Raw genomic sequence first — 12,930 nt, 5'->3', positions numbered from 1 at the left:
GTGGCGGGGTATTGGGCGCAAAGGTGGCGCGTGGTTTGTGTAAGTTAGTTTTGGGTATTGCTACTAAAGGGAAAGGTGATAACAAACGGTTTTGGGGCAGAAACCAACTGATCGACAGATACATGCGTTTGAGTCTGATTGTCGACTTTCTTTCACTGCCCAAGCTGCACATCAGAAGAGGGGATGTGACGGCGGCAGAGCTGGCGTCTGTTCCCCTGTCGCTCAAGCGTTGGGCGCTGTGGCCGTATCGTTTTGGAATGGTTGGATTTGTAGGTGCGGGGCTCTGGTACGTCTGGATTAAATGGTAGTTCTTGTAAGAAAATACTGTACATACATACAGCTTTGTCCTACAGTCCATCCCAGGTGACCGGATGTCACCGGTCACCTGAGCTTCAATTTTTTAACTATGGATGGATAAAAAATGAAATCTAAAAAAGCCTTTGTATTGGGCGCGGCCATGATGGCTGCCAGCTTCGTTTCGGCCTTCGCCCTGGCCGAGCAATACCCTTCCACCGTCAGCGCACAGGCGCTCAAGCCTGCATCGGGCTTCGACCTCAAGCCGGGCGGCACGCTTCACGCCGAGCCGCTTTCCGAAGAACTCGCGAAGCAATTCAAGGACGCCATGAACGCCGGTACACCCCCGGTGCTCAAGCCGGCCAGCAAGGCCGGCATCACTGAAACCGTGGTCAGCGAACCGAAGAAGCCCAGCCAGGCCAAGCTGAAAGCGGCCGCCGCCGATTTCGTTCCGCTGTTCCCGACCCTGGACATCAACACCCTCTATACCATCACCGAAGTGCAGGCCGGCCAGGAGTTTCCTTACCACTTCAACTTGCCTCACAGCGCTCGCGTGCTGGTGCAGTTGATCGGCCAGAGTGCCGGTGCCGACCTGTCGTTGAGCCTGTTCCGGGATGACGGCCAAGGTGGCGATCCGGTGCTGCTGGCGACCTCCGATAACCCGGGCAATGCCGACGAATACATCGATGGCATCCTGCCCGCTGGTGATTACTACTGGTACATGGTGGCCAACACCGCCGACAACGCGCAGTTCAGTTTTGGTGTGGCGGCAGACACCAACGTGGATGCCTATGAACCCAACGACACCCCGCAGACCGCCTTTGTGCTGCCGGATGCGTTGAACCAGGTTATCGGCAACCTCGACAACGCCAACGATGTCGACTACTTCGACTTCAAGTCGACGCGCGGCCAGAACGTCGCCCTCTCCTTGAAGGAGGGTCGCGAAGGTACGCGTAACCAGTGGATCCTCGATCGTTTTGATGGCAGCAATTGGGTCGCCGTTCCAGCCGGTACAAGCGTGAGCCTGTCTGGCGCAGCGGGTTTCACCGCCAAGGTGCGGGTGCGCGCCAACACCGCCGTGGCGCAGGACCCTACCGCGCAGTACAAGCTGACGCTGGGTTCGTTTCCGCGTCTGAACAGCAACAGTGTGACCGGTGACAACATCGTCAGGATTCCGTTCTCGATGTCTTCGACCGCCACTCAAACCGCTCGCCTGTTGAACTGGAGCACCCAGTGGTCGGATACCACCGGCGTGCCATTGCCGGGCATCACACCGGTGCTGCGGGTCGACAAGCGTTTCTATGACATCAACTATCACTGGGTTGATTACAAGGCCACGACCAACAGCGCCGGCACGTCCTCCGCGACAGCCACGCTCGGTACTTGCAACGGTGACTACCGCGCCATCTTCAACGACAGCAGCACCGGCGTGTCTTACAAGTGGGACACCACCTTCAACGAAGGCGGCTGGCGCATCGAGCTGGATGAGTTTCCCGGTGTTGGCGTAGGCGGCAGCAATGTGCAGTACGTCAGCCTGGGCCACATTTGTACCCAGACCATTATTCACTGATGAGGTTGTTCAAGTAAGGCAAGGGGCAGTCCGCAAGGGCTGCCCCTTTTTGCGTTATTGCGCCAATGCCAGCTTGAGCGGCAAGCGTGCCATGCCCGTATTTGTCAGCGAGCCCAGGTACAGCCAGTCACCGTATTCGCGAGCGGTGGTGATGGGCGAGTAATTACCGCTGCTGCCATCCTGCAGGTTGGCGATCACCTTGCCGTTCACATCCAGCCCCAGCACAAAGGCCTTACGCTCGATGGGTTTGGGCACCACCATCAGTGCCCGCACCATGATCTTGCGCATCAACGGGTAGCCGGCAAAACCGTCAAGCAACGGGTTACGCGGTGAGTACAAGGCGACCCAGAACCGGTCCTCGCCGTTGAAGCTGAGGTTGTCCGGCAGGCCCGGCAGGTTGTCGATAAACAGGTCGTGGACCCCGGCCTTGTCACCCTTGAGCCAGTAGCGGCTGATGCGATAGGCGCCGGTTTCGTTGACCAACACATAGTCTTCGTTCGGCCCCAGGGCTACGCCATTGGCGAATTGCAATTGATCCAGCAGCACCTCGGTGTGGCCGTTGCTGAAGTCATAACGCAGCAGCCGGCCATCGCCGCCGTGTTCGATCACCGCCTCGCCGTCTTCCCCATAACCCCAGCGGCTCGACGCATCGCTGAAGTAGGCATAACGCCCGGCGGCGTCGACGGTCACGTCATCGGCAAAGCCAAACGGCAGGCCGGCGGCGCTGGTGGCCAGGGTGGTGAGGTTGTGTTGGGCATCGAGGGCGAGCAGGCCCTTGATGCCGTCAGCAATGATCAAGCGCCCGTCCGGGTGCAGGGCCAGGCCGAGGGGGCGACCGTGGGTGTTGGTGAGTTCTTCGAGGATGTGGCTTTCGGGCGCGGTGCGGATGATGCGCCCGTCATGCAGGCCGGTGATGAGAAAACCTTTGCCATCCAGCAGCAAGGCTTCGGGCCCGGTGATGCCCTGGGCGCCGGTTCTTTTTACCTCCTTGAGGCGTTGGTTTTCCGCGTAGGGCCCGTCCTTCATGGACGGCGCCTTGGGCGGCGACCAGTTGACCGGTTGCACCCTGGTGGGCATCAGCAGCAGGAAGGCGACGATGGTGATCAGGATCAGCAGGACTAAATGACGAACTTTCCTAGGACGGGTACTCATGACGACTCCTGGTTGTCGGTGTGTTTTGGCTCCCAATGCAGGGTGCCGAACAGGTAGTCCATCAGCGGCAGGACGATATTGAAATTGCGCCCTTGCATCAGTTCGCGACGGTGATGCAGGGCGTGCAGGTGGTGCATCTGGCGGATCCACGGCAGGCGGGCCACGGGGTGGTTGGGGTGCAGGTGTTCGCAGGCGTGGAAGATTTCGTAGAGCAGGTAGCCGAGGATCATGCAGCCGGCGAACAGGCCGGCGACGTTGGGGTTGAGGTGGTTGAGCAGCCACCAGGCGGGGAGGGTGATGGCCAGGCTGTGAAGCAGGATGAGCCAGGCGGGGAAGAGGATGACGCGCCAGTCTCGCGGGCTGTCGTAGGTCATGTGGCCGGGGGTGAAGAAGCTGTGGTGGTCGCCGGTGTGGCGGGCGTAGAACAGGCGGGCGAAGGTATGTTTGTGGTGGCCCAGGTGGCGGTGGACGAGGTAGATGCACAGGTTGAAAAAGATCAGGGTGAGGGGGATGGTCAGCCATTCCAGGGGTTGTATGTGTTGGGGGGTGGACCAGAACAGGGTGATGCAGAGCAGGCCATAGCCGAGCACGAAACCTGCGTGGAGCCACGGGTTGTAGTGGGGTTTGATGCTTGCGCGGTAGGTGGCGCGGAAGGCCTCGGTGGTGTGGGTCATTGGGGGCGCTCGGTGTTGTTTTTGTTGGGGGGTGAGCTTAGTTGGGATTGGGGGTTTTGCTTGACGTGGCGGCCTGTGGGCCGACCAGGTTGTTGGTTTGTGTTGAGTACATATCCGTTGCTGCGGTAATGGCGGCTTAGGGTTCCGCTCTTACAGCGGGTCACTTTTGGCAAACGCCCCAAAAGTAACCAAAAGGTCTTTGCCCCACCACTCGGTGCCTCGCCTAGGCTCGGCATGCCCGCACTCCGGCCCGATTCCGCGGGCCGCCGCGATGGGCCATCCCTGGCCCAGCGCGGCTAAACCGGCGTCCTGCCGGTTTACCCGCTCCACCGTGCCTACTTGCGGCCATCGTGGTTGACGGGGCCCGCAGATCAAGATCAAAAACAGATCAAGGGCACGGCGGCCTGAAAGCCGACCTGAGTGTTAGAAGCAAAGGCAAGGGCAAGGTCTAGAGCGAAAGCAGAGCTGCTTTTCTGTGGGAGCGGGCTTGCTCGCGAAGAACCTGAGGGCGCCGCGTTGAATCAGAAAACCATCGTCATCGTTAACGACCTTCGCGAGCAAGCCCGCTCCCACATTTGGACCGCGTTCGCTTTTGCTTTTGCTTTTGATCTACACCACTCAAGCCGGCCGGTAGGCCGCTGTGCTCTTGCTTTTGATCTTGATCTTAGGCGCCCCGTTAAACCACGCTGGCCGAACGCAGGTAGTACGGAGCGGGTAAACCGGCAGGACGCCGGTTTAGCCGCGACGGGGCAGGGACGCCCCGTCGCGGCGGCCCGCGCAGTAATACCGGAGCTGAGGGCACACCGAGCCTAAGCGAGGTGCCGAGTGGTGGGGCAAGAGCGTTTTGCTTACTTTTGCGCTTTTCAAAAGTGAGCCGCTGTAAGAGCGGAACCAATACCAGCCATCACAAAGACAACGGATATGCCCCCCATCGAATAGCCATTTACGACCCATCCAAACCAAAAACGACCCCCTCCGTTGACGCCCCACCCCAAACCCCTATTAAGTACTATTAATGCGCATTAATAGGATCAATCAAACACCATGCTAAGCCGCCCGTTGCGCCGCAAACGCCAGAAGCTCTCCGACGTCATCGTCGAGTCGGTCAAACGCTCCATCGTCACCGACGCCCTGAAACCCGGCGACCGCTTGCCCACCGAACGCGAGCTGATGGAAAGCTTCCAGTGCTCCAAAGGCTCCGCCCGCGAAGCCCTCAAGGCGCTTGAAGTCGAAGGCCTGGTCAACACCCGCACCGGCCCCAGCGGCGGTGCCTACCTCAACCAGGCCGGCACCGAACCCGCCAGCCGCGCCCTGCGCAACTACCTGCACTTCCAGCACCTGGACGGCGAACAGGTCTACCAACTGCGCAAAGTCATCGAAGTCGAACTCGCCGTCTCCGTGCTGGGCCGCCTCAGCGAAGACGACTACCGCGCCCTCCAGGACAACGTCGACTTTTGCAGCGCCCCCGAAGACAGCGAAGCCGGCCAACGCGAACAACGCATCGCCGAACTGGAATTCCACAACCTGCTGGCCAAGGCTTGTCCGAACCCGCTACTGAGCTTCATGGCGCAATTTCTCAACGACTTATTGCGCGACCTGGTGGTGCTGAAAAAAGCCTACAAACCCAAGCGCAAGCAATTCGACGCCGCCAACCTCGACTACCACAAGCAATTGCTGATCGCCTTCCGGGCCGAGGATGAAGCCACCGTACGCAGCCTGATGCACGAACACATGTGCGACGCCGAACACCACATGACCGCCCTTGAAGGTGAAGTCAGCCCGCACTTTCTACTGGAGTTCGACCACAACCACTGACACCTCCATAAACCCCAATAAAAGGCCTGCCCACAGGCCGTGCTCCACCGTATCGCCATTGCCACTCCTGCCAATAACTAATCCAGGGAGTCACCCCATGCAGCGTCGTACGTTGTTGAAAGCCAGTCTCACCTTTGCGACCGCCCTCAGCCTCCCGCTGGGTGTACGCTCGGCATTCGCCGCCGAGCCCTTTACCTTTTACGGCCTCAAGTCCATGTCTGGCGCCTTTGCCAGCTATGGCAAATTTGCCGACATGGGTTCACGCCTCGCGGTGGAACAACACCCCGAGCTGCTCGGGCGCCCGCTGAACTACAAGGTGATCGACACCGAAGGCAACGCCGGCAAAGCCGTGCGCAAGGTCCAGGAAGCGATCCAGCAGGATGGCGCACGCTTCTTCCAGGGCTGCACCCTGTCGTCTTCGGCACTCGCGGTGGCCAAGGAAGTGAGCAAGGCCGGCGGTGTATTCATGACCCCGGTGGGCGCCGATGAAGTCACCGGCAAGGACTGCAACAGCGCCACCTTCCGCTGGTCGGTACCCACCTACGGCGCGATCCGCGAGACCATCGTGCCGCTGATCAAACTGCTGCCCGACGCCAAGCGCTGGTACACCATCACCCCGCAATACGTGTTCGGCGAAGCCCTGCTCGAAGGGGCCAAATCGGTGCTGGCCGAACATGGCCTGGAACACGCCGGCAACAGCTACCACTCGCTGCAGGAGCAGGAATTCTCCGGCTACCTGACCAATGCGATCGCCGCCAAACCCGACGTGCTGGTGCTGCTGAACTTCGGCAGCCAGTCGTCCAACACCCTGCGCCAGGCGGTGAATTTCGGCATCAAGGAGCGCATGAAAGTGCTGCTGGTGTGGTCCGCCGGCCTCGACCAGTTCCAGGAACTGGGCAGTGACGTGCTGGAAGGCGTGTACCTCGGCGCGCAGTACTGGCATCAGGTCGACACCCCGCTCAACCGCGACCTGGTGAAACTGACCAAGGCCAAATACGGCATCAACCCCACCTACCCGCTGGCCGCTGACTACATCAGCACCAAGGTGATGCTGGAAACCATCATTTCCACCGGCAGTTTCGACGGGCCGACCGTGGCCAAGGCCATGCAGGGCCTGAGCTACGAAGGCCCTACCGGCAAGGAATCGATCCGCGCCGGCGACCACCAGGTGATCAAGGATTACTACCTGATGGTGGGCAAGGCCGCCGCCGACATGGCCGACAAGGATGACCTGGCCAAGGTGCTCAGCTCCGGCCAGTCGTTCCCGCCGGTGGAAGCCACGGGCTGCGTGCTCGGCTGATCCGCTGAAAATCTACTGGTGACACAGCGCAGGGCCGCTCACGCGGCCGCCTGCCGAGGGTTCCTGCATGCTTAATCTTTACCTGTTCCAGATTCTCAATGGCCTGGGCCTTGGGATGATTTACTTCCTGATCGCGGTCGGATTGACGATCATTTTCGGCCTGCTGAACTTCGTCAACTTCGCCCACGGTGCATTTTTCCTGCTGGGTGCCTACATCTGCTACACCGCCGTCAGCCTCACCGGCAGCTTCTGGCTGGCGCTGCTGATCGCGCCGCTGGTGGTGGCCGCGCTGGCGTGGGTGATCGAGCGATTATTGATCCAGCGGATTTATCACTTGCCGCACATGTTCCAGATTCTGGTGACCTTGGGGATAGCCCTGATTATCCAGGAAGCCAGCGTGATGATCTGGGGCCCGGTGGGTAAAAGCGTCGCCGTGCCGGAGTTGCTGCGCGGGGTGCTGGTGGTCGGCGATTTCGTCTATCCCTACTACCGCCTGTTCCTGATCGTATTCTCCGGGCTGGTGGGCCTGGGACTGTGGTTGCTGCTGGAACGTACGCGCTTCGGCGCCCTGGTGCGGGCCGGCAGTGAAAGCACCGAAACCGTGTCCCTGCTGGGCACCAACATCTTCCGCCTGTTCTCCATGACCTTCGCCCTCGGCGTGGGCCTGGCCGGGATGGCCGGTGTGCTGTTCGCCCCGTTGCGCGGCGCCCAACCCTTTGTCGGACCGGAAATTCTCGGTGTGGCCTTCGTGGTGGTGGTGATCGGCGGCATGGGTTCCTTCAGCGGCGCACTGGTCGGCGGCCTGCTGGTCGGCGTGGTGCAAAGCCTGATGACCACACTTTGGCCCCAGGGCGCGAGCCTGATGATCTACGGCGCAATGGCCGTGGTGATTCTGGTACGTCCTTACGGCCTGTTCGGGAGAGCCTGACATGAGCGAGAAAAACCCCCTGCCGTTCGCCAAGACCCAATCGCGCTACATGCTGCTGTTGGTGCTGGCGGTATTGATCGGCTTACCGTTGATTCTCCCCTCGGCGACCCTGGCCACCGAGATCCTGATCTTTGCCATGGCCGCCCTCGCCTGCAACCTCCTGCTGGGTTACACCGGACTGTTGTCATTCGGCCAAGGCATCTTCTTCGGAGCCGGTGCCTACTGCGCGGCGTTGCTGATGATTCACCTGCAGCTCGGCCTGTTCAGCGCACTGCTGGGCGCCGCCGTCGCCGGGGGTTTCCTGGCATTTCTAGTGGGTGCCCTGGCGATCCGTCGCACCGGCATTTACTTTGTGATGCTGACCCTGGCCTTCAGCCAAATGGCCTACTTCGTCGCCTACACCTTGAGCGACTGGACCGGCGGCGACAACGGCCTGCTCAGCGTGCCGCGCCCGGAAATCCGTATCGGTGACACGGTGCTGTTGTCCCTCACCGATGCCCGCGCGTTCTACGGGTTTGTCGCGGTGCTGTTCCTGCTGATCTTTATCGGCGCGCGCCGGGTGATCGCCTCGCCATTTGGCAGCACGCTGATGGCGATCCGCGAAAACGAAACCCGGGCCTCGGCCATCGGCTACGACACCCGCCACTTCAAGATCCTGGTGTTCGTGTTATCCGGTGCGGTCACCGGGATTGCCGGGGCGCTGTACGCGATGCTGCTGCACTTTGTACCGCTGTCGAATATCGACCTGGCGATGTCCGAGAACATCCTGATCATGACCATCGTCGGCGGCACCGGCTCGCTGTTCGGCTCCTTGCTGGGCGCCGGCTCCATCGTGCTGCTGGGAGACTTCCTCTCCGACCTGTGGCCGCGCTGGCTGATGCTGCTGGGGGTGATTCTGATCCTGGTGGTGATCTTTATGCGTGGCGGTTTGTGGGGCGGGTTGTCGACGCTGTTCGAATGTGTGCGCGGCAGCCGCAAGGCCGACATCGTGACCAAGGAGAAGCTGTCATGAGCATCCTGTTGGAAACCAAGAACCTGGAACTGGCCTACGGCGCATTCCACGCGGTGAACGGCGTCAACCTCAAGGTGGAAGCCGGTACCATCCACACCATCATCGGCCCTAACGGCGCGGGCAAGACCAGCCTGTTCCACTGCCTGACCGGCGAACGCCAGGCCACCGCCGGGGCGATTCATTTCGATGGCAAGAACCTGATGCGCAAACCGGCCCACGGCCGCGTCGGCCTGGGCATGGCCCGCTCGTTCCAGCTCACCAGCCTGTTCCAGAACCTCAGCGTGCGCGAGAACCTGCGCCTGGCCGCCCAAGGCCGCGACGGTGCCAAGGCGCTGAACTTCTGGCGCCGGGTCGACAGCAAGCGCGAACACCTGGAAATGGCCGACCAGGTGCTGGAGCGCCTGCAACTCACCGCCCGCGCCGACACCCTGGCCGGCGAGTTGTCCCACGGCCAGCAGCGGGTGCTGGAAGTCGGCATGTCGATCTGCTCCAAGCCCAAGCTGCTGATGCTCGACGAACCCACCTCGGGCATGGGCATCGACGACATCCCGATCATGACCCAACTGATCAGCGACCTTGGCCGTGACCACACCGTGCTGTTGATCGAGCACAACATGAGCATCGTCATGTCCATCAGCCAACGCATCACCGTGATGAGCCACGGCCAGATCCTGGTGGAAGGCACACCGGAATTCGTGCGCGCCGACGAGCGCGTGCGCACCGCCTATTTGGGAGAAGCCGCCTGATGCTGACCGTCGACAATATCCATTCCTACTACGACAAGAGCCACGTCCTTGAAGGCGTGTCCCTGACCGTCAACCCTGGCGAACTGGTGACCCTGCTGGGGCGCAACGGCGCCGGCAAGACCACCACCCTGCGCAGCATCCTCGGGATCATCTGCCCGCGCCAGGGCCAGATCCACTTCAACGGCCAGCCGCTGGTGGGGCAGAAAATCTTCGAAATCGCCCGCCAGGGTCTGGCGCTGGTGCCAGAGAACCGCGGGATTTTCCGCCTGCTCACGGTTGAGGAAAATTTGCGCATCGCGGTGCGCAAGACCAGCCGCTGGCAGATGGAAGACGTGTACGGCATGTTCCCGCGCTTGAAGGAGCGCCGTAAAAACGCCGGCCACGCACTGTCTGGCGGTGAGCAACAGATGCTCGCCATCGCCCGCGCCCTGCTCAACGACCCCAAGTTGCTGATCCTCGACGAGCCCACCGAAGGCCTCGCGCCGGTGATCGTCGACGAGTTGGTGAAGATCCTGCGCAAGGTCAAGGAAGACGGCCTGCCGGTGTTGTTGGTGGAACAGAACCTGATGGTCTGCGACAAGCTCGCCGACCGCCATTACGTCCTCGAACAGGGCCGCGTGGTTTACGAAGGCAGTGCCGAAGCCTTCCGCGCCGACCCGACGATCAAGAACCGTTACTTGGCCCTGAGTGCCTGACCGGAGACTGCTGATGAATAGTTTTGCGCAACCGCTGCAGAGCAACGCCCCGCTGATCAACCGCGAACGCCTGTGGCAATCGCTGATGGACCTCGCCCGCCTGGGCGCCACACCCAAGGGCGGCGTGTGCCGCCTGGCCCTCACCGACCTCGACCGCCAGGCCCGCGACCTGTTTGTGCAATGGTGCGAGGCCGCCGAGTGCAGCGTCAGCGTCGACGCCATCGGCAATATCTTTGCCCGCCGCGCCGGGCGTAATCCGGCACTGGCGCCCGTGATGACCGGCAGCCATATCGACACCCAGCCTACCGGCGGCAAGTTCGACGGCTGCTATGGCGTGATGGCCGGCCTGGAAGTGATCCGCACCCTCAACGATTTGAATATAGAGACCGAAGCGCCGATTGAAGTGGTGGTGTGGACCAACGAGGAAGGTTCGCGCTTCCCGCCGTGCATGATGGGTTCCGGGGTGTTCGCCGGTAAGTTCGACCTGCAGGAAACCCTCGACAAACAGGACGAGCAAGGCCTGTCGGTGGGCGCCGAACTGCAGCGCATTGGCTACGCGGGTTCCCGCGCCGTGCTGGGCCACCCGGTGGGCGCCTATTTTGAGGCGCATATCGAACAAGGCCCGGTGCTGGAAGACCAGGCCACCACCATCGGCGTGGTCATGGGCTGCCTGGGCCAGAAGTGGTTCGACCTGACCCTCACCGGCGTCGAAGCCCATGCGGGGCCCACGCCGATGCACCTGCGCAAGGACGCCCTGGTGGGCGCGGCGCAAGTGGTCAGCGCGGTGAACCGCATCGCCCACGAGCAACAACCCCACGCCTGCGGCACCGTCGGTTGCCTGAGCCTGCACCCGGGCTCGCGCAACGTGATTCCCGGCCAGGTGCACATGACCATCGACCTGCGCCACCTGCACGTCGACAAGCTACAAGCGATGGTCGACGAAGTGCGCCAGGTGATCGAAGCCACCGTAGAGCAACACGGCCTGAGCTTTGAACTGACGCCCACCGCCGACTTCCCGCCGCTGGACTTCAACCCCGCTTGCGTCAACGCCGTGCGCGATGGCGCCAGCGCCCTGGGCCTGAGCCATATGGACATCGTCAGCGGCGCCGGGCATGACGCGATTTTCGTCGCCGAACTGGGCCCGGCCGGGATGATTTTTGTGCCGTGCGAAGGCGGCATCAGCCACAACGAAATCGAAAACGCCGCGCCGGATGACCTGGCGGCGGGCTGCGCGGTGTTGCTGCGGGCCATGGTCAACGCGGCGCAAGGAGGTAAAGCAGCATGACCGATATCGCCAACCTGACGGCCGTTGAATTGCTGGCTCACTACCGGGATAAACGCCTGTCGCCGGTGGACGTCACCGAAGACGCACTGCTGCGGATCGAGCGCTACAACCCGGTGGTCAACGCCTACTGCCACGTCGACCCGGAAGGCGCCTTGAAGGCTGCCCGGGACTCGGAACAGCGCTGGCTCAAGGGCCAGCCGTGCGGGGCGCTGGACGGTGTGCCGGCGTCCATCAAGGACCTGACACAGACCATCGGCATGCCGACGCGCAAGGGTTCGCGCACCACATCCGCCGAGGGCCGGTGGGACGTGGATGCGCCCTTCTCGGCCTTCATGCGCAAGGCCGGCGCGGTGCTGCTGGGCAAGACCACCACGCCGGAATTCGGCTGGAAAGGCGTCACGGATAATCCGCTGTATGGCATTACTCGCAACCCGTGGGACACGCGCATGACGGCTGGCGGTTCGTCCGGTGGCGCCGGTGCGGCGGCGGCGTTGAACCTGGGCGTGCTGCACCAGGGCAGCGATGCCGGTGGCTCGATCCGGATTCCCTGCGCCTTCACCGGCACCTTTGGCATCAAGCCGACCTTCGGTTATGTGCCGCAATGGCCGGCCAGCTCGATGACCATTTTGTCGCACCTGGGGCCGATGACCCGCACCGTGGAAGACTCGGTGTTGATGCTGCAAACCATCGCGCAGCCGGACGCGCGGGACGGCTTGATCGGCGCCCCGCGCACCACGCCATGGCTGCAAGCCGGGGCTGATCTGAAAGGGCTGCGTATCGCCTACAGCCCGACTTTTGGCTACGTGGATGTAGACCCGCAAGTGGCCAAAGTTGTCGCCCAGGCAGTCGAAGGTTTGGTGCAGTTGGGTGCGCAGGTTGAACAGATTGATCCGGGGTTCAGTGACCCGCTGGAGGTGTTCAATACCCTGTGGTTTGCCGGCGCGGCGAGGCTGGCCGGGCCGTTGAGCGATGCGCAAAGACAACTGATGGACCCGGGTTTGCTGCGCATTGCGCAACTGGGCGAGCAGATCAGCCTCAGCGACTATAGCGCTGCCCTGGAAGCACGGGCCGCCCTGGTGGCGCGCATGGCGGCGTTCCATGAACATTACGATGTGTTGGTGTCACCGATGATGCCGATCACCGCGTTCGAGGCCGGGCACAACGTGCCGCCGGGTTCCGGGCTTGGGGAATGGATGGAATGGACGCCGTTTACCTACCCCTTCAACTTGACCCAACAACCGGCGGCGTCGGTGCCGTGCGGGTTGGCGGCGAACGGGTTGCCGGTGGGGCTGCATGTGGTGGGCGCGCGGTTTGCGGACGAGCAGGTGCTGAGGGTTTGCCAGGCGTATGCCAAGGCCTTCCCGACCGAGCATCTGCAAGCCCCAAAAACCCCGGACTGAAATCCTATCAACTGTGGGAGCGGGCTTGCTCGCTCCCACATTTTTGTCCGCATTCCAAT

Annotated in this window: 11 protein-coding genes and 1 pseudogene; 10 read left to right on the top strand and 2 right to left on the bottom strand. The window is 62.0% G+C overall.

From position 1 onward, the window contains the following. Positions 1-308, top strand: a pseudogene (locus tag CEC48_RS25625) (hypothetical protein); the annotation flags it as partial. Between the two features lie 113 nt (positions 309-421). Continuing rightward, positions 422-1,864 (top strand): hypothetical protein, encoded by a 1,443-nt coding sequence (locus CEC48_RS25620; protein ID WP_088426249.1) that lies wholly within the window; start codon positions 422-424, stop codon positions 1,862-1,864. Between the two features lie 54 nt (positions 1,865-1,918). On the opposite strand, the gene CEC48_RS25615 is transcribed toward CEC48_RS25620, so the two are convergent. Both CEC48_RS25615 and CEC48_RS25610 read right to left on the bottom strand, forming a co-directional pair. After that, complete coding sequence (locus tag CEC48_RS25615; protein WP_088426250.1) at positions 1,919-3,016, bottom strand: SMP-30/gluconolactonase/LRE family protein; 1,098 nt, start codon at positions 3,014-3,016, stop codon at positions 1,919-1,921. Next, positions 3,013-3,690, bottom strand: a complete 678-nt coding sequence (locus CEC48_RS25610; RefSeq protein WP_088426251.1) for a sterol desaturase family protein — start codon at positions 3,688-3,690, stop codon at positions 3,013-3,015. The genes CEC48_RS25615 and CEC48_RS25610 overlap by 4 nt, the downstream gene beginning before the upstream one ends. Before the next feature lie 1,044 nt (positions 3,691-4,734). Between CEC48_RS25610 and CEC48_RS25595 the strand changes: the two genes are divergently transcribed. From CEC48_RS25595 to CEC48_RS25560, 8 genes are all read left to right on the top strand, one after another. Beyond that, positions 4,735-5,505 carry a FadR/GntR family transcriptional regulator gene (locus tag CEC48_RS25595; RefSeq protein ID WP_003215747.1) on the top strand — a complete coding sequence of 257 codons (771 nt, stop codon included), beginning with the start codon at positions 4,735-4,737 and terminating at the stop codon, positions 5,503-5,505. 97 nt (positions 5,506-5,602) lie between these two features. Then, a complete protein-coding gene (locus tag CEC48_RS25590) occupies positions 5,603-6,805 on the top strand; it encodes an ABC transporter substrate-binding protein (RefSeq protein ID WP_088426274.1) in 1,203 nt (400 codons plus the stop codon). A 67-nt stretch (positions 6,806-6,872) separates the two neighbouring features. Further along, a complete protein-coding gene (locus CEC48_RS25585; RefSeq protein WP_088426273.1) occupies positions 6,873-7,733 on the top strand; it encodes a branched-chain amino acid ABC transporter permease in 861 nt (286 codons plus the stop codon). A 1-nt stretch (position 7,734) separates the two neighbouring features. Next, positions 7,735-8,745: a branched-chain amino acid ABC transporter permease gene (locus tag CEC48_RS25580; protein ID WP_088426272.1), complete on the top strand. Its 1,011-nt coding sequence runs from the start codon at positions 7,735-7,737 to the stop codon at positions 8,743-8,745. Further along, the gene (locus CEC48_RS25575) at positions 8,742-9,491 is read left to right on the top strand and encodes an ABC transporter ATP-binding protein (protein ID WP_088426271.1); all 750 of its coding nucleotides are present in this window, start codon (positions 8,742-8,744) and stop codon (positions 9,489-9,491) included. The genes CEC48_RS25580 and CEC48_RS25575 overlap by 4 nt, the downstream gene beginning before the upstream one ends. Next, positions 9,491-10,186, top strand: a complete 696-nt coding sequence (locus CEC48_RS25570; protein ID WP_008430585.1) for an ABC transporter ATP-binding protein — start codon at positions 9,491-9,493, stop codon at positions 10,184-10,186. Before CEC48_RS25575 ends, CEC48_RS25570 begins: the two co-directional genes overlap by 1 nt. Positions 10,187-10,199: 13 nt before the next feature. Further along, complete coding sequence (locus CEC48_RS25565; RefSeq protein WP_088426270.1) at positions 10,200-11,471, top strand: Zn-dependent hydrolase; 1,272 nt, start codon at positions 10,200-10,202, stop codon at positions 11,469-11,471. Then, entirely contained in the window at positions 11,468-12,871 is a 1,404-nt protein-coding gene (locus CEC48_RS25560) for an amidase (RefSeq protein WP_088426269.1), read from the top strand. Before CEC48_RS25565 ends, CEC48_RS25560 begins: the two co-directional genes overlap by 4 nt. Positions 12,872-12,930: the final 59 nt, after the last annotated feature.

Origin of the sequence: Pseudomonas sp. K2I15, assembly GCF_002204795.1 — a bacterium.
GTDB lineage: Bacteria > Pseudomonadota > Gammaproteobacteria > Pseudomonadales > Pseudomonadaceae > Aquipseudomonas.
The sequence above is the reverse complement of the archived record's forward strand: the minus strand, read 5'-3'. Positions and strand labels throughout refer to the sequence as shown.

Coding starts and splice junctions, on each gene's coding strand:
- CEC48_RS25560 (WP_088426269.1), top strand. CDS start 11,468: ATGACCGATATCGCCAACCTGACGGCCGTTGAATTGCTGGCTCACTAC.
- CEC48_RS25590 (WP_088426274.1), top strand. CDS start 5,603: ATGCAGCGTCGTACGTTGTTGAAAGCCAGTCTCACCTTTGCGACCGCC.
- CEC48_RS25615 (WP_088426250.1), bottom strand. CDS start 3,016: ATGAGTACCCGTCCTAGGAAAGTTCGTCATTTAGTCCTGCTGATCCTG.
- CEC48_RS25565 (WP_088426270.1), top strand. CDS start 10,200: ATGAATAGTTTTGCGCAACCGCTGCAGAGCAACGCCCCGCTGATCAAC.
- CEC48_RS25595 (WP_003215747.1), top strand. CDS start 4,735: ATGCTAAGCCGCCCGTTGCGCCGCAAACGCCAGAAGCTCTCCGACGTC.
- CEC48_RS25570 (WP_008430585.1), top strand. CDS start 9,491: ATGCTGACCGTCGACAATATCCATTCCTACTACGACAAGAGCCACGTC.
- CEC48_RS25575 (WP_088426271.1), top strand. CDS start 8,742: ATGAGCATCCTGTTGGAAACCAAGAACCTGGAACTGGCCTACGGCGCA.
- CEC48_RS25620 (WP_088426249.1), top strand. CDS start 422: ATGAAATCTAAAAAAGCCTTTGTATTGGGCGCGGCCATGATGGCTGCC.
- CEC48_RS25610 (WP_088426251.1), bottom strand. CDS start 3,690: ATGACCCACACCACCGAGGCCTTCCGCGCCACCTACCGCGCAAGCATC.
- CEC48_RS25580 (WP_088426272.1), top strand. CDS start 7,735: ATGAGCGAGAAAAACCCCCTGCCGTTCGCCAAGACCCAATCGCGCTAC.
- CEC48_RS25585 (WP_088426273.1), top strand. CDS start 6,873: ATGCTTAATCTTTACCTGTTCCAGATTCTCAATGGCCTGGGCCTTGGG.